This window comes from Pseudomonas sp. Irchel s3f7, assembly GCF_900187615.1.
Taxonomy (GTDB): domain Bacteria; phylum Pseudomonadota; class Gammaproteobacteria; order Pseudomonadales; family Pseudomonadaceae; genus Aquipseudomonas.
Genome location: NZ_FYDO01000001.1, coordinates 326,176 through 343,463, shown reverse-complemented (window position 1 = coordinate 343,463; position 17,288 = coordinate 326,176). Strand labels below are relative to the sequence as shown.

Sequence of the window (17,288 nt, the reverse complement as noted above, 5' to 3'; positions counted from 1 at the left end):
GGTGCTCGCGGCGGCTAAAAGCTCAGAAATAAGCGGATGATCTGATCGTTTTGGTCGATTCGCCGTTTTCAAAATCAGCGGAGGCTGAAGTCAGCCAGAAAAGCGTGACTACTTCAGACCATCCCTAGTAAAAGCTGGCTCAACGATTGAAAAGTTTTAATGGTGGTATTCATAAGGCAGAGGTTGGCTTGTGGATACCACCATTTTTTTCGCCTGATCATGCATTTATCAACTAGCTAACTTTCTGGTGAGCGTCGATACGTCACCGATTATCCGATCAAGCATCATCATTACGTTCCTAGGGATTCCAATCCCGCTCTCCGCAACCAGAGGTAATAAGCAAGATGGCCAAGGCCGCTGACGTAGTTGTGCAATGTCTAGAAAACGAAGGTGTGGAATTCGTCTTTGGTATTCCCGGTGAGGAAAACCTTGACCTGCTAGAGTCCCTTCGCAAGTCGCAGATCAAGTTGGTGCTGACGCGCCATGAACAATCTGCCGGCTTCATGGCCGCTACTTATGGTCGTCTCACGGGCAAAACCGGTGTCAGTCTGTCGACTCTTGGGCCAGGTGCAACGAATTTGGTGACTGCCAGCGCGTACGCCTATCTGGGCGGCATGCCAATGCTGATGATTACTGGCCAAAAGCCGATCAAAAAGTCCAAGCAAGGCCGTTTTCAGATCATCGACGTCTGCGGCATGATGGCTCCTATCACCAAGTACACGCACCAATTCGCCTCGGCAGACAATATCCCTGCACGGATGCGTGAAGCGTTTCGTCTAGCGGAAGAAGAGAAACCCGGAGCCGTCCATTTGGAACTTCCGGAGGATATCGCCGCTGAGCAAACCGATAGCATGCCGATCCCTCCGAGTTTGCATCGTCGTCCATTGGCGGAGCACAAAGCTGTCGAGGCAGCTGTCGAGAAGCTGCAGAAAGCGCGCAGCCCAATCCTGGTCATTGGCGCTGGTGCCAACCGCAAGATGACTGCAAAGGTTTTGAAGCAACTGATCGACAATACCGGCATCCCATTTATCACCACCCAGATGGGCAAAGGCGTGGTTGATGAACGCCACCCTCGTTTCCTCGGCAACGCCGCATTGTCGTCGGGAGACTTTGTTCACCGCGCCATCGAGGCTGCCGATCTCATCGTCAATATCGGCCACGATGTGATCGAGAAGCCGCCTTTCTTCATGGTTCGTGGCGGCACCGAAGTCATCCACATCAACTTCCGCTCCGCTGAAGTTGATGCCGTGTACTTCCCACAGATTGAAGTGATTGGTGACATCGCCAATGCCGTCTGGCAGATCGGAGAAGCCCTGAACGACACCAGCCATTGGGATTTCACTCGCTTGATGGCCATTCGAGAAGCAAACGAAGCCCAGATCATTGAAGGTGCAGACGACGACCGATTCCCGGTCTATCCCCAGCGTTTGGTAGCGGACATTCGACGCGTGTTGCCGTCCGAAGGCATCGTTGCTTTGGATAATGGCATCTACAAAATCTGGTTTGCCCGCAATTACAAGGCTCATAAGCCCAATACCGTCCTCTTGGATAATGCATTGGCGACTATGGGGGCGGGATTACCATCGGCTATGGCCGCACACTTGGTGTATCCAGATCGCCCGGTGATTTCGGTATGCGGGGACGGTGGATTCATGATGAACAGCCAGGAGTTGGAGACAGCAGTTCGCCTGAATATGAACTTGATTGTTGTAATCCTGCGCGACGATGGCTACGGCATGATCCGCTGGAAACAGGCCAACATGGGCTTCACCGACTTCGGCCTGGACTATGGCAACCCGGACTTCGTTAAGTACGCAGAGGCTTATGGCGCCAAGGGCCATCGCGTTGAGAGTGCGGAAGGCTTCCTACCGCTGCTGGAGCACTGCATTAAAACGCCGGGCGTACACGTGATTGATTGCCCGGTCGATTACAGCGAAAACGACCGCATCCTGAACACGGAGTTGCGCGAGCGTAGCGCTGCCATTTGATGAATGGCGGGCAACCCAATGCCCGCCGTACTTTTATGAGTGAGTACAGGAGCTGCTCCATGCAATTCAATGATTCGAACCTTTTCCGCCAGCAAGCCTTCATCGATGGTGCTTGGGTTGATGCGGACAATGGTCAGACGATCAAGGTCAATAACCCGGCAACGGGCGAAACTCTGGGCACCGTGCCGAAAATGGGCGCTGCCGAAACCCGCCGTGCCATCGAAGCCGCTGACAAAGCGCTGCCGGCCTGGCGTGCACTGACTGCCAAAGAACGTGCGAACAAGCTGCGTCTTTGGTACGAGCTGATGATCGAGCACCAGGACGACCTCGCTCGCCTGATGACCCTGGAGCAGGGCAAGCCATTGGCCGAAGCCAAGGGCGAAATCGTTTACGCGGCTTCCTTCATCGAGTGGTTCGCCGAAGAAGCCAAGCGCATCTACGGTGACGTAATTCCGGGCCACCAGCCAGACAAGCGCCTGATCGTGATCAAGCAGCCAATCGGCGTGACCGCTGCAATCACGCCGTGGAACTTCCCGGCTGCCATGATCACCCGTAAAGCCGGCCCGGCCCTGGCCGCCGGTTGCACCATGGTGCTCAAGCCTGCATCGCAGACTCCGTTCTCGGCTTTCGCCCTGGCTGAACTGGCCCAGCGTGCCGGCATCCCGGCTGGCGTGTTCAGCGTGGTCACCGGCAGCGCTGGCGACATCGGCACCGAGCTGACCAGCAACCCGATCGTGCGCAAGCTGTCCTTCACCGGTTCGACCGAAATCGGTCGTCAACTGATGTCGGAATGCGCCAAGGACATCAAGAAAGTGTCCCTGGAACTGGGCGGCAACGCGCCGTTTATCGTGTTTGACGACGCCGACCTGGATAAGGCCGTCGAAGGCGCGATCATTTCCAAGTACCGCAACAACGGCCAGACCTGCGTTTGCGCCAACCGTCTGTACATCCAGGATTCGGTCTACGACGCGTTCGCCGAGAAGCTGAAAGTGGCTGTGGCCAAGCTGAAGATCGGCAACGGTCTGGAGGAGGGCACCACCACTGGCCCGCTGATCGACGAAAAAGCTGTGGCCAAGGTGCAAGAACACATTGCCGACGCCGTTGCCAAAGGCGCCACCGTACTGTCCGGCGGCAAATCGATGGAAGGCAACTTCTTCGAGCCGACCATCCTGACCAACGTGCCGAACAACGCGGCCGTGGCCAAGGAAGAAACCTTCGGCCCACTGGCTCCACTGTTCCGCTTCAAAGACGAAGCTGACGTGATCGCGATGTCCAACGACACCGAGTTCGGTCTGGCCTCGTACTTCTATGCTCGTGACCTGGGTCGTGTGTTCCGAGTGGCTGAAGCCCTGGAATACGGTATGGTCGGCGTCAACACCGGGCTGATCTCCAACGAAGTCGCTCCGTTCGGTGGCATCAAGAGCTCGGGCCTGGGCCGTGAAGGTTCCAAGTACGGCATCGAAGATTATCTGGAAATCAAATATCTCTGCTTGGGGATCTAGCTGCGTCCTAGGGTTAACAAATCTGGACTCTTCTAGCGCTTGCATCCGAATGTGTGACGTTGAATATCCCCGTTCTTCAGCCACACCTGTGGGGTGGTAGCACTTCGCTTTTACCCCGCATTCCGCTACCAGATGCTTTGAGAGTTCATATCCCTTTTGTTTATAGGCATCTAGGTAGCGACTTGGACAATGCATCGCTCCTCTTCGTCTACCGGTCTCAGCAATTCGAGAGATTATCGGGGCACGGATGGATGCGCGCTCAATGTTCGTGAAGAGGATACTCGTGGCAGAAATCCATTGGTCGAGATTTGTGACGACCCCGCTTATAGGGATCATTGGAGGGGTTCTTGCGAGTTACGTGCACTGGCCCTTGCCATGGATGGTGGGCTCGCTTGTCGCTGTGATACTGGTTAAGTGCTGTGCCCCTTGGCAGATCGCCCCTCTACCTGGTGGGCGTAAGGCTGGCCAGTGGGTGGTGGGGTTGGGTATCGGGCTGCATTTCAATGCGGCAGTCATCGAGCAAATCCTAAACTATTCCATCCCTATAGTTGCCGGCGCACTAATTACCACCATGGTGAGTGTCATTGCTGTTTGGTTAATGCGTTCCAGTGGGCACGACAGAGCGACCGCATTCTTTTCTTCCATGCCCGGAGGGGCTGCGGAGATGGTGAATCTGGGGCAGCGCAACGGTGCGCTGCTAAGCCAAGTGGCGGCAGCTCAAAGCTTGCGTGTAGTGATCGTCGTATTGACCGTTCCCGCTGCTTTCAAATTCTTCATGGGCGAAGGGGTGGCCGTGGCTTCCCATTCGGAAGTTAGCTATTACTGGTTATTGGTGTTGTTTCCCTTGAGCGGGGTCGCAGGTTGGCTGCTGCAATATATGCGACAGCCAAATCCATGGATGTTCGGCTCTATATTTGTAAGCGCTTGCGCGAGCGTCTGGTTTGATTTGCATTTGGCTTTACCGACGGGAGCCAGTCAGTTTGGACAGTTGATGATCGGGAGCAGTCTTGGATGCTTCTTCGAGAGATCTTTCTTTAGAGATGCGCCAGGTTTTTTAGCGCGCAGCTTTTTATCTACCTGCTTGATGATAATCATAGCGGGAGCCGCCGCCGCAGGACTTGGATGGCTTACGTGGCTCGATTTTCGTTCCTTGACGTTGGGCATGATGCCTGGAGGCATCGCGGAGATGAGCTTGACGGCGGAAACTTTGCAGCTGTCCGTACCGCTGGTGACGGCGATGCAAACCCTTCGGTTGGTACTGGTGTTGTTCTTGGCCGAACCTCTTTTTCGCTACTGGCAACGAAAGGACAAGGCGAAAACACAGTGAAGGTGTCGCCGTTCTGGGGCGAACAGTTCATTTAGCCATTGATGGTAAAACGCGCCACTAATAGCGAGTTCAGTCGCTATTAGTGGTTCGCGCATCACGGATTTTAGGACGCCGAAACTATGTCCGAAGGAACCAGTACATGCCCGATCATCAGCCGGCGAGCAGATCGACTCATCACGGCTTTCGATACCGTCCAAACACCGTCTTGCTCTATAGCTTCGGCGCCAACAGCAAGACTTCCTGATGGGTGGCCAAAATGAATCTGTCTGCCAATCGAATCTGGATTCAGTCGATTCAACACGGTTCCTGGAATGATAGAGGCGACCGCGATCGCCACTGCTCCAGTGCCTGTCATGGCATGATGCAGCTTGCCCATGGAGAAGATCCGCGCGTTCAGATCTAAAGTAGATGGATCAATTTGTTTGCCGTTCACCGCTGTATAGGCAGATGGTTCCGCGACAAAGGAAAGCTTTGGTGTATGCGGGCGTTTCAGGGTCGCTTCTGCAGCAGTCGCAGCAAGCCCCATTCGGACTGCTGCATGAGCTCGAATTGCTTCGGCCTTTGCCAGCAATTCAGGGTCACCGTTTACATCTTTCTGCAGCTCGTTTCCGTGCAATCCCAACACACTCGCCCGAATGAAAATCGCAGGGTTACCTGCGTTGATCATGGTCATTTCTACATCGCCGACTCCCGGAACTGAGAGGGTATCGATAGGGTTGCCCGTTGGGAACATGCGGCCTCCCTCTTCGTCTTCGCCCGCGCCTGGATCAAGGAATTCGATTTTGATTTCTGCAGAAGGGAACGTTACGCCGTCCAGCTCGAAGTCACCTTCCTCAACGACCTGCCCATCTCTCATTGGCACGTGGGCAATGATTTTTGAGTTGATGTTGGCCTGCCAAATTTTAACTACAGCTATGCCGTCGGTAGGTGCATCCACCAAGCCTTCCGCAATCGCAAATAAGCCGACGGCGGAAGTGAGGTTTCCGCAGTTGCCCGACCAATCGATGACAGGCTGATCAATCGCAACTTGGCCAAATCGGTAATCGACATCGCAATCCTCCCGGTCGGAGCGATTGATCAGCACCACTTTGCTCGTGCTCGAGGTAGCGCCACCCATGCCATCAATTTGTTGACCATAAGGATCTGGACTGCCAATGACCCTTAACAGGATGCGGTCGCGCTCGATGACATCAGAGGGCAGCCAATCAGTTCGAAAGAAAACGCCTTTACTGGTGCCGCCTCGCATAAATACGGCTGGATAGGCTACTTGTGGCATAGGGAAGCTCCGGTTGGGTCGTGAAATCCTATATTGCGTTTTTATGTTATAAAACACAATAATTCCGCCATCTCGATTGTCGGATGAATTTGCGCTTTTCACCACAGCGCTGGCTCACCGTGTATATTTGCTACTCCCAATGCCTTTAGATCAGCCAAGCCAACAGACATGACTCAGGATTTGACCAACAGTCAGCGCAAGGCGCTGCGGGAAATCATCAATTACGTCCGTAGAGAGCGGTTGCCCGTAGGTACCCACTTGCCGGAATGGACGCTTGCTAAGCTAATTGGTACCTCGCGCTCACCGATCAAGGTGGCTCTCGAGTGCCTGGTGACAGCCGGTTTGATGCGGTATGACAAAAATCGGGGCTTCCACATCCACGGCGACGTCGACAGCCTGACTCCGGAGGTTCTATCTCATTTAACTGAGACAGATGATCCGCTTTATTTGAAACTCGCCAATGCGAGATTCCACGGTACTGTGCCGGAGTCGGTCACCGAGGCAGATTTAACCCGTGAATTGGGTGCTTCACGGAGTGAAATCGGTAAAGTTCTCGCACGCGCGCAGAGCGAAGGATGGGTGGAGAAAGAGGTTGGTTATGGGTGGCGCTTTTTGCCGATGATTGATTCTTTGGAAGCGTATGAAGACATGTACTCGCTACGTCTGGCCATTGAACCGGCGGGTATTCTGAGCGCTAAATTCAAGCCTGACATGGATCAATTGTATGCCCTGCGAAAGGAGCAGCAGGCGATCCTGGAAGGTGGTTATTTGACCATGAGCGCCATCGAGCGTTTTGAATCCAATGCAAAATTTCATGAAACGATTGCCGAATGGTCTGGCAACCGATTCGCTTTGCAAACGTTGCGACGTCTTGATCAGGTTCGTCGATTGGCTGAGTATCGGCAGACCAAACATGACCTTCCGCGCCAGGCGCTAGCACAGGAACATTTATCGATTCTTGAAGCTATCGAGAAGGGCGACAATCTGGGGGCTGCGAGCTTCATGCGCCAGCACATTGAAGGCGCTTGGCGTAAAAAAGCTGTCTCGGCCGTCTTCGATCGAGAGCCAACCTAAAACCTACTGAAGTTGAGCTCAGCACCATCTCATCAAAGCTCAGAGGCCGCCTTTCGCGGCCTTTTTTGCGCCTTTCGTCCTTAATTGCGTTTCTGCGTTGACAAAATCAATATATCAGCTCTACTCTAATTGTGTTTCTTAATAAAAATAAACAATTAGAGCCTGAGAGAAGCCTGATGACCGACTCAACCTTTCCTGCGATTATGCGTCTGCAAACCTTTGAGACGTCCGATGGGCGAGAGCACCGTTACCATTCTCTGGCTGCTCTACAGGCAGAAGGGTATCCGCAGTTGGTTCGATTACCTGTAGTGATACGAATACTGTTGGAGTCTGTGCTGCGCAATTGCGACGGCACCAAGGTTTTGGCTTCCCATGTTGACGACCTGGCCTCATGGCAGCCGCAGGAAAGCCGTGAGCGTGAGATTCCGTTTGTGGTGGGTCGTGTATTACTTCAAGACTTCACCGGCATTCCTTTACTGACCGACCTGGCTGCTATGCGCAGTCAGGCGAAAAAACGTGGCGCGAATCCCAAGGCTATTGAGCCATTGGTACCTGTTCATTTGGTGGTGGATCACTCGGTGCAAACCGAGTTTTCCAACGTTCCCAATGCGCTACGGCAGAACATGGAGGTTGAATTCAAGCGCAACAGAGAGCGCTATGAGCTGATGAAGTGGGGCATGCAGGCATTTGAGACTTTCAAAGTTATTCCGCCGGGCATAGGTATTTGCCATCAAATCAACCTTGAATATTTGGCTCAGGGCGTAATCGAAAAAAATGGCGTGGTCTATCCGGACACCCTTGTAGGAACAGACAGCCATACCACCATGATTAATGGTATAGGCGTGCTCGGTTGGGGCGTTGGTGGCATCGAGGCTGAAGCGGGCATGCTCGGTCAGCCGGTATACATGCTGATGCCCGATGTGATCGGTGTCGAACTCAAAGGCGCGCTGCGTGCAGGCGTTACCGCAACCGACGCAGTTCTGCAGATCACTCAAACGCTGCGTGCGGCGAAAGTGGTCGGTAAATTAGTCGAATTTTTTGGTGAGGGTGCTAGCTCCCTCAGCGCTACTGACCGCGCAACCATAGCAAACATGGCGCCAGAATATGGTGCCACCAGCGGTTTCTTTCCGGTTGACGAACAAACTCTCGATTACTACACGCAGACGGGACGTAGTGCTCAGCAGGTAGAGCTGATCCGTAAATACTTCGAGGTACAAGAACTGTTTGGTTCACCTGCGCCGGGCAGTATTGACTACTCATCGGTCATTACTGTTGATCTTGATCGCATAGTTCCCAGTGTTTCGGGCCCAAAGCGTCCACAGGATCGTGTCGATCTGGTGGCTTTGGGACGTCGATTTGATGAGGTGATGCTGCAGGATGCCAAAAGTGGCGGCTACGCCAAATCGCCAGCGCAACTGGAAGAACACTACACCGTTCACGCGTTGCCTGCGGGTGCCCCTGGCCCTGCTCAAGACTATGAGGTCGGGCATGGCCATGTCTTGGTTGCTGCGATTACATCTTGCACTAATACCTCGAACCCTGAGTTGCTAATTGCAGCTGGCCTCTTGGCCCAGAAGGCTGTTCAGAAAGGACTCGTTGCCAAGCCATGGGTCAAGACGCTGTTCACACCAGGCTCCCGCGTAGTAACGGCGTACCTGCAAGATGCAGGTCTGATCGAGCCACTGAGTCAGCTGGGATTCGATATTGCAGCCTATGGCTGTGGTGCGTGTGTCGGCAACATTGGCCCACTTGATTCTGCGCTGGAAAAAGTCGTCGTAGGCCAGGATTTGGTATGCAGCGCTGTGTTGTCTGGCAATCGCAATTTCGAAGCTCGGATTCACGGGAATTTGCGTGCAAACTTTCTCGCCAGTCCACCACTCGTTGTCGCGTTTGCCTTGGCAGGAACCACACGTTGTGATTTGACCACTGAGCCTCTAGGCCACGACGCTAATGGACAGCCGATCCTGCTTGCCGATATCTGGCCTACCAACGACGAAATCAAAGCGTTGAGCGTCAAAGCGGCCAATGCAGAGCTCTACAAGAGTCTCTATGCAGACCTGACGCGTGACCACGATCTATGGAATGCCATCAAGACCACGGAGGGTGAGGTGTACGATTGGCCAGAGTCCACCTACGCAGCGGAACCTGATTTTTTCGACACTGAGCAAGCCGCTCGCCCGATCATTGCCGCCCGCGCGTTAGCAATTTTGGGTGACTCCATCACCACTGATCACATCAGCCCAGCAGGTTCTATTGCTGCTGATTCTAGTGCTGGTCAATGGCTTACCGAGCATGGCGTAGATCCGAAGGACTTCAACACTTACGGTGCTCGTCGTGGGCATTTCGAAGTGATGGTGCGCGGAACATTTGCCAACGTCCGATTGAAGAATCTGATGCTACCGACACGTGCTGACGGATCCGCTGATGAAGGCCCCTATACCGTGTTGCAACCGACGGGGGAAAGAGCGTCGTTGTTTGATGCCTCCCGGACATATTTGGCAAACGCAACTCCTGTCCTCATTTTCGCCGGTGAAGAATACGGTACGGGTTCGAGTCGTGATTGGGCTGCGAAAGGCACGCGACTTCTAGGTGTACGAGCTGTAATTGCGAAAAGCTTCGAGCGTATACACCGCAGTAATTTGGCAGGCTTAGGTGTTTTGCCTTTGCAATTCAAAAATGGAGAGGATGCGGCTTCGCTCAGACTAAATGGCACAGAGTTTTTCGACATATTGGGCGTGGAGTCTGGCGTCCAGCCAACCCAGGACGTGACCCTGCGAATCCATCGAAAGGATGGCAGTCAGCAGGATGTCACTCTGTTAGCGCGCATCGATACGGCTATCGAAGCTACCTACTTCGCTAATGGCGGCATTCTCCCTTACGTATTGTCGAGCCTGCTGGAGCCTTCCTCTAACGATCAAGAGCGCGAGAGTTGCGCGATCAACGCTTGAGTAAATGAAGCAGGTGGGATTCATCTTCACCCGTCACCACTAGGCGTGAAAAAGCATTGGGCCAAGTTCACTTTGGCGATCCTAGAAAACTCAACCGTTGAATCAAGGAGAATGTCTTGATTGAGCTTTTGAATACACCTGGTATCTGGGTATCGATTCTACAAATCATCGCGATAGATATTCTACTGGGCGGTGACAACGCAGTAGTCATCGCGTTGGCATGTCGGAAATTGCCGGAGGCACAGCGCAATCGAGCCATTTTGGGCGGCGCAATGGGTGCGATTTTGCTGCGGATTGCGATGATATTTTTCGCCTTGCAGCTTCTCGAATTGCCCTACCTTAAACTTGTTGGCGCAGCTCTATTGTTGTGGGTCGGCGTCAAATTGCTCATTCCAGAACAAGAGGATGCCCACGACAATTTGACCGCAAGCCCTCAGCTTTTCGGCGCGATCAAAACAATCATTGTCGCCGATGCGGTGATGAGTTTGGACAACGTCGTTGCCGTGGCAGGTGCCTCTGGTGGCAGCCTTGAGTTGGTTATTTTCGGCATCGTAATAAGCATCCCAATCATTATTTGGGGCAGCAAACTTGTGTTGCATTTCATGGATCGGTTCCCTGTAGTGATAACGCTAGGTGCAGCTTTGCTCGGATGGATTGCGGGCAGCATGGCTGTCACTGATATCAGCCTACCCGCACTTCCAGAATGGTCGCGCTATGTTGCCGGCTTGGCTGGCGCGCTGATGATTTTGCTTGTTGGGAAAATCATCGCGCGTGTTCGAGAGGCTACGCCCCAGCAAATACCAAATTGCGAGAGGAACGAATGAATATGTCTTTCGATATGTCGGATGTTAAAAACACCCTGGCGCCCTTGGGCCATCTCCGCGTAGCAATAAACCTGGGCAATCCAGTGCTGGCACAGAGAGATGGCGATGGTGAGTTGAAAGGCGTCTCCGTCGATTTAGCCAGAGCGTTCGCATCGGAGTTGGACGTGCCCGCAAAGCTTCATGCATATGATGCAGCGGGTAAGGTGTTTGAAGCACTTGAGGTGGGTGAATGGGATCTTGCTTTCCTTGCCATCGAACCTGTAAGGGCCGAAAAAATTGCCTTTTCAAAACCCTACGTCATCATCGAAGGAACCTATTTAGTCAAAACCGACAGTGGGTTTCAGGAAGTAGCTGATCTAGATAAATCTGGCGTCACTATTGGCGTTGGAAAAGGTGCTGCTTACGACCTTTATCTGTCCCGCACCTTGAGCAATGCCACACTCGTTCGCGCTCCTACCTCTGCAGGCGCCGTTGATATTTTTCTTGCCGAACGTCTTGATGCAGCTGCCGGTGTGAGGCAACCACTTGAGCAATTCGCCCTTCAGAATGATGAAGTGCGAGTGCTGCCCGATAGCTTCACGCAAATCCGGCAAGCCATGGCAATCCCTATTGAAAGAACGCATGCAGCGGCATATGTGCAGGATTTTATTCAGCGCCACATAGGGAGTGGATTTGTTGCGGAGTCGTTATCGAAAAGCGGCCAAGGAGAAGTGCACGTACCACCTCATTGATAGCTTTTGGCCAAGTAAAATATCCTCAAGTAAACGATTGTAAAAAAGCTTTCTGTTGTTAAAGCAGGGGTCACTCCCTGGACGAAATTCAACCGGCACCAACAAAAACAATAGTATCGGGAGAAACAGCATGTGCAATCCAATCCGTCGTTACAGTCGCTCTATGACGCTTCTTGCAGCCATTGCTGCTGCAACGCTCACAACCTCCGCTATGGCCTTGGATACCGTGAAATTCATGGCTCCAGGTTCAGTTGGAGGCGGGTACGACCAGACAGGTCGGATCTTGGGTAAAGCCTTAATAGAATCCAGCGCGGCGAAGTCCATCTCCTTCGAAAATAAGGGTGGGGCCGGGGGCACTTTGGGGCTTGCGCAATTTGCCAACAGCACCAAAGGTGATCCAAATGCACTGCTCGTGGTTGGAGCGATCATGGTCACTGCGGAAGAGCAGAACAAGCCTCAGATCACCATGAAAGATGTGACCCCCATCGCCCGTCTGTTCACGGAGTACAACGTCTTCGCAGTTCGTGCGGAGTCGCCTTACAAAACTCTCGAAGACTTGCTGAAGGACTTCAAAGCCAATCCATCCAACATTAAATGGGGTGGTGGTTCCAAGGGGTCGATTGACCACATAGGCATCGCTGAGTTGGCAGGCAAAATGGACATTCCGATCAACAAAGTGAATTACGTTGCCTACGCAGGTGGCGGCGAAGTCGTTGCCGCGACGTTAGGTGGTCACATCACGGTGATTACTGGCGGCTACGCGGAGCTCGCCAAATACGTTCAGTCCAAGCAGTTCCGTCTGCTCGCCGTTGGTGCTCCAGAGCGCGTTGCCGGTATCGATGCTCCAACGTTAAAAGAAAAAGGCTACGACGTGATCATCGGTAACTGGCGTGGAGTATATGGCGCGGCGAACCTGAGTCCAGAGCAGCGTAAAGAAGTAACCGACGCGGTTTTAACCTCGGTTGATAGCAGCGTCTGGCAAGACAATGTCAAAGCGAATGCATGGACACCTAGCGTCCTGACTGGCGATGAGTTCGGCAAGTTTGTCGATGATGAACATACTCGTCTTCGTGCCATGTTGGTTACTGTTGGGCTGCTTTGATATGGCCTGGTCAAGACAAGTATCGCCGGCTCAGCTGGCAATCGGAGCAGGTCTAATTGCAATCTGTTTGATATTGGCCGTCGGTGCCTTTCGATTTCCTCCTGAGCGAGGCTTTGTGATCCTGAGCGCTTATGTCTACCCCTATGCCGTTTCGTTGTTTCTTGGAAGCGTTGGATTACTGCTTTGTCGCCAGGCGGCTTTTGGTGGCTTTCAAGAGCTGCCCGGCGGTAGCGATAAAACAAGACAAGCGCTGTCAGGCGGCAAAGCTGGTGCGGCTTGGGTGACCGGAGGATTGGTGTCGATCGCCTTGCTCATCAACATCATCGGATTTGTATTGGCTGCTGCTCTTCTTTTCGTTTGTTCTGCTCGGGGATTTGGTAGCGGACGTCCGGTTCGAGATCTCGCTATCGGAATCGCTCTAACGCTGCCGATTTATTGGCTTTTCAATGCTGGGCTAGGGGTTTCCCTTCCGCCCCTAATCAACGCCTGGATTTGACTTAGGCAGAAGGAGATTATGAGGTGGAAATTCTCTTAAGCTTGGCATCAGGCTTTGCATCCGCGTTTGATCCAATCAATTTGGTGTGGGGCTTTATTGGCTGCCTACTCGGTACTGCCATCGGAGTGCTGCCAGGTATCGGCCCTGCATTGACCGTGGCATTACTGCTGCCAATTACAGCGAAGGTCGACCCTACGGGTGCCTTAATCATGTTTGGGGGTATCTACTACGGCGCTCAATTCGGAGGATCTACTACTTCGATTCTGCTCAATACGCCGGGCGAGTCATCCTCCATGGTTACGGCGTTGGAAGGCAATCTCATGGCCCGCAATGGACGCGCGGGCCCTGCGTTGGCGACGGCGGCTATAGGGTCTTTTGTCGCTGGCACAATCGCAACGTTACTGCTGACCCTTTTTGCGCCAATAGTCGCGACACTGGCGCTGAAATTTGGCCCTGCCGAGTATTTTGCGATTCTGGTGTTGTCCTTCACTACTGTATCAGCGGTGCTAGGTGCCTCAATGCTGCGAGGATTCGCATCACTAGGTATTGGACTGACCATCGGGTTAATTGGGTTGGATTCCACTTCGGGGATTGCGCGATACACCATGAGTGTGCCGGAGATGGTCGATGGCATTGAAGTGGTGCTGGTGGCTGTTGGTTTGTTTGCTGTGGGAGAGGCGTTATACAGTCTTCTTTATCAAAAAGAGGAGGACGCTGGTCGGCATCGTATGACGTCGTTATGGATGACGCGTTCTGACTGGAAGCGATCTATTCCTGCCTGGATTCGAGGAACCATGATCGGCTTCCCTTTCGGTTCCATCCCTGCCGGCGGTGCTGAGATTCCAACTTTTCTCTCATACTCTGCAGAAAGGAAACTGAGCAAGTACCCCGAAGAATTTGCAGCCAGTAAAGGCAAGGGTGCAATCGAAGGGGTCGCAGGCCCTGAGGCTGCAAACAATGCGAGCGCTACTGGTTCCTTGGTTCCATTGCTGACGCTAGGCATTCCTACCTCGGCTACGGCGGCGATTTTGTTGGCAGCTTTTCAGAACTACAACTTACAGCCTGGCCCAATGCTATTTCAGACCTCGGGAGACCTGGTCTGGACGCTCATCGCCTCTCTGTATATTGGTAACCTGATACTGCTCGTTTTGAACCTTCCCCTGGTCGGCCTGTGGGTGAAATTGCTTCAGATCCCTCGTCCGTATTTGAACGCTGGGATCCTTGTCTTTGCCACCATCGGTGTGTATGGCATGCGCCACTCTTCATTCGATCTGATGCTGATGTTATTGATCGGCTGGATTGGGGTTTTGATGCGACGGTTCGATTTTCCTATAGCTCCTGTCATCGTAGGCATGCTGCTGGGCCCAATGGCGGAAAAACAACTTCGGAATGCACTGTCCATCAGTCAGGGGGATTGGACGATATTTATCACACAGCCGATTTCTGCAGCTGTTCTCGTGCTTACGCTATTTGTACTGCTCGTTCCTTACGTGCTTCATTCTCGAGGAATCAGGCTACAGGAAGACGATTAAGCACAAGTTTGGGGCTGCCGAAAGGCGGCCTGCTTTTACAGAACGTAGCCGACTATTTCTGGAAACTCCCTCATGCCATGAGGGTTGTTTATGAAGTTCTTGGCTGACCAAGTGATCTTGGCTTGAGTACAAAAGAGCTCGAGAGGGCCCTTTTTTGTGCGCCACTGTTTCTTCAACCGATGCATTTCAGGATTACTCGAACAGCGGTTTGCATAACCGAAGGTAACGTTCAGAAAATACAAATGCGAATACGTATCAAACGCTGGCGATGTGGTATACCATGCGCCGCGATTTGTTGGCACGTATGCCATTCCATTTGGCTATTTTCTCAAGGTTTCCTCGATGCGTCGTACTCTGGTTTCGATCTGTGTGCTTCAGGCGATTTCCGTTTCCTCCTGGGCGGAGCAAGCGGCAACCGATAAATCCAGTTTGGAGTTGCAAGCGACCGACATCGTCGGCACATCCGACTTTGAAACTGCCCTGGGGCCAGTGGACGGCTATCGCGCAACCCGTTCAGCCAGTGCGACCCGCACCGATACGTCGATCCATGAAACGCCGCAGTCAATCAGCGTGGTGAGCAAGGATGTCGTGGAGGACATCAGTGCCACTCGATTGCAGGATGCGCTCGATTATGCCGGCGGGGTGGGGCGAGCCAACAACTTCGGCGGTCAAGGCCTGACCACGTTCACGGTGCGAGGGTTTACCACAGGCGAGTTTTATCGCAACGGCTTCCCAATCAACCGTGGCTATCCGAACATGCCGGATGCGAACACCATCGAGCGGCTCGAAGTGCTGCGAGGGCCAGCGACCATGCTGTATGGCCGAGGCGATCCTGGAGGCACATTCAATGTCATCTCCAAACAACCTCTGGCCGTACCTACGGTCACGCTGGGCAGCCAACTCGACGACCAGGGTATGCAACGAGGCACCCTGGATGCTTCCGGCCCGCTTGATGAAGAAGGGCGCCTCGCCTATCGCCTGAACGTCGTTGGTGAGGGCGGTGATACTTTCCGCGATCATGTCGAAACCGAACGCTACGGAGTAACGCCGGTACTAGCCTGGCAGGTTAACGACGACACCAAGGTGATTTTCGAAGGCGACTTCATGCGCAACAATCACCCGCTCGATCGCGGCGTGACGCGCTATCCGAATCAGATCCGCACCGCGTCCCGCGATACCTTCTTCGGCGAAAAAGACGTTGGCAAATTGCACAACGACAACAACATGGCGCAGCTGCGGTTCGAGCATGTGCTGAGCGATAACTGGACGTTGGGCGGTGGTTTTCAATGGCTCGATGGCACCCTTAAAGGCAATGCCGTTGAGGCCAATGGTGTCGCGTCCGATGGACGCACCCTGGGCCGCAACTTCAATTACCGCAAGCTGGAGTGGACGGACAAGGACACCCAGCTCAACCTCACCGGACATTTCACCGCAGGCGGTTTCGATCACACGTTGTTGACCGGTGTCGAGTACGAGGATTACGACTACAAGTCGATCATTCAGCGTTCCAGTGGCGCGGTGAGTGCCTATCCGATTGACATCTTCGACCCGGTGTATGGTCAACCTCGGCCAGCTTTGACTCGAACTCCGACCAACGACAAAGAAAACCTCAAGACCTATGCCGCTTTCGTCCAGGATCAGGTGGCATTGACCGAGCGTTTGAAACTATTGGCCGGCGCGCGTTTCGAGCGCTTCGAGCAGGACTACGAAACCTTTGTGCCAGGCAGTAGAAGCTGGGAGGCCAGCGACAATGCCGTGACACCGCGTGTAGGGTTGACCTATAACCTGACCGACACCGTGGCGCTCTACGCCAATACGGCTCGCTCGTTCAAACCCAATACCGGTGCCAGTCGCCAGGGCGGAGGGTTTGACCCGGAAAAGGGCAAGTCGTATGAGCTCGGCGTCAAGTGGGATGCACTGGACAATCAGTTGAGTGTCGAGGCGGCGATCTACCAGATTGAAAAGCGCAATGTGCTCACCACCGATCCTGTGGACTCGACCTTCAGCGTGGCAGCAGGCGAGGTGCGCAGCCGAGGTTTCGACCTGAACATCGCCGGCAACCTGACCCCGCAATGGCGAGTGATTGGCGGCTACGCTTATGTCGATGCCGAAGTGACCAAGGATAACGTCATCCAGTCCGGCACTCGTCTAATGAACATCCCACAAAACAGCTTCAGCCTGCTCAACGTTTACGAGTTTCAGGATGGCGCACTCAAGGGATTGGGTCTAGGGACGGGCCTCAAGTACGTCGATGAGCGTGCGGGGCAGACGGCCAACACGGCGTTTTCGATGGGCAGCTACACCGTTGTCGATCTACTGAGCTACTACAAGGTCAACGACAAAATCAGGCTTAATCTAGATGTGAAAAATCTGACTGACGAAGACTATGAGGAAGGGGCATTTGGCAACGTTTACGCCTATCCAGGGGCGCCGAGAACCGTGCAGGTCGGTATTTCATATACGTTGTAATTCGCTTGTGTGGGGAGTA

General features: G+C 53.5%; 12 protein-coding genes. 11 read left to right on the top strand and 1 reads right to left on the bottom strand.

Annotated features, from left to right (window positions below):
• Positions 1-344 precede the first annotated feature (344 nt).
• The 3 genes from CKW19_RS01565 to CKW19_RS01555 all read left to right on the top strand — a co-directional run bounded on the left by CKW19_RS01565 (position 345) and on the right by CKW19_RS01555 (position 4,817).
• Positions 345-1,988 carry an acetolactate synthase large subunit gene (locus CKW19_RS01565; RefSeq protein ID WP_095056236.1) on the top strand — a complete coding sequence of 548 codons (1,644 nt, stop codon included), beginning with the start codon at positions 345-347 and terminating at the stop codon, positions 1,986-1,988.
• Positions 1,989-2,047: 59 nt separating this feature from the next.
• Positions 2,048-3,490, top strand: a complete 1,443-nt coding sequence (gabD, locus tag CKW19_RS01560; protein WP_095056235.1) for an NADP-dependent succinate-semialdehyde dehydrogenase — start codon at positions 2,048-2,050, stop codon at positions 3,488-3,490.
• A gap of 283 nt (positions 3,491-3,773) precedes the next feature.
• Positions 3,774-4,817, top strand: a complete 1,044-nt coding sequence (locus CKW19_RS01555; protein WP_256580283.1) for an AbrB family transcriptional regulator — start codon at positions 3,774-3,776, stop codon at positions 4,815-4,817.
• A gap of 103 nt (positions 4,818-4,920) precedes the next feature.
• Here CKW19_RS01555 and prpF read toward each other — a convergent pair whose 3' ends face one another.
• Positions 4,921-6,093: a 2-methylaconitate cis-trans isomerase PrpF gene (gene prpF, locus CKW19_RS01550; RefSeq protein ID WP_095056233.1), complete on the bottom strand. Its 1,173-nt coding sequence runs from the start codon at positions 6,091-6,093 to the stop codon at positions 4,921-4,923.
• A 168-nt stretch (positions 6,094-6,261) separates the two neighbouring features.
• Between prpF and CKW19_RS01545 the strand changes: the two genes are divergently transcribed.
• The 8 genes from CKW19_RS01545 (at position 6,262) to CKW19_RS01510 (ending at position 17,269) form a co-directional block, all read left to right on the top strand.
• A complete protein-coding gene (locus CKW19_RS01545) occupies positions 6,262-7,167 on the top strand; it encodes a GntR family transcriptional regulator (RefSeq protein ID WP_095056232.1) in 906 nt (301 codons plus the stop codon).
• 176 nt (positions 7,168-7,343) lie between these two features.
• Positions 7,344-10,115, top strand: coding sequence for an aconitate hydratase AcnA (gene acnA, locus CKW19_RS01540; RefSeq protein ID WP_218232037.1), 2,772 nt, complete (start codon positions 7,344-7,346; stop codon positions 10,113-10,115).
• A gap of 116 nt (positions 10,116-10,231) precedes the next feature.
• Entirely contained in the window at positions 10,232-10,939 is a 708-nt protein-coding gene (locus tag CKW19_RS01535) for a TerC family protein (RefSeq protein ID WP_095056231.1), read from the top strand.
• Positions 10,940-10,941: 2 nt separating this feature from the next.
• Positions 10,942-11,670, top strand: a complete 729-nt coding sequence (locus tag CKW19_RS01530) for an ABC transporter substrate-binding protein (RefSeq protein ID WP_095056230.1) — start codon at positions 10,942-10,944, stop codon at positions 11,668-11,670.
• Positions 11,671-11,800: 130 nt separating this feature from the next.
• Positions 11,801-12,772, top strand: coding sequence for a tripartite tricarboxylate transporter substrate binding protein (locus CKW19_RS01525; protein ID WP_095056229.1), 972 nt, complete (start codon positions 11,801-11,803; stop codon positions 12,770-12,772).
• Position 12,773: 1 nt separating this feature from the next.
• The gene (locus tag CKW19_RS01520; RefSeq protein ID WP_095056228.1) at positions 12,774-13,268 is read left to right on the top strand and encodes a tripartite tricarboxylate transporter TctB family protein; all 495 of its coding nucleotides are present in this window, start codon (positions 12,774-12,776) and stop codon (positions 13,266-13,268) included.
• Positions 13,269-13,291: 23 nt separating this feature from the next.
• Positions 13,292-14,800 (top strand): tripartite tricarboxylate transporter permease, encoded by a 1,509-nt coding sequence (locus CKW19_RS01515; RefSeq protein WP_095056227.1) that lies wholly within the window; start codon positions 13,292-13,294, stop codon positions 14,798-14,800.
• Between the two features lie 342 nt (positions 14,801-15,142).
• Entirely contained in the window at positions 15,143-17,269 is a 2,127-nt protein-coding gene (locus tag CKW19_RS01510; RefSeq protein WP_095056226.1) for a TonB-dependent siderophore receptor, read from the top strand.
• Positions 17,270-17,288 lie beyond the last annotated feature (19 nt).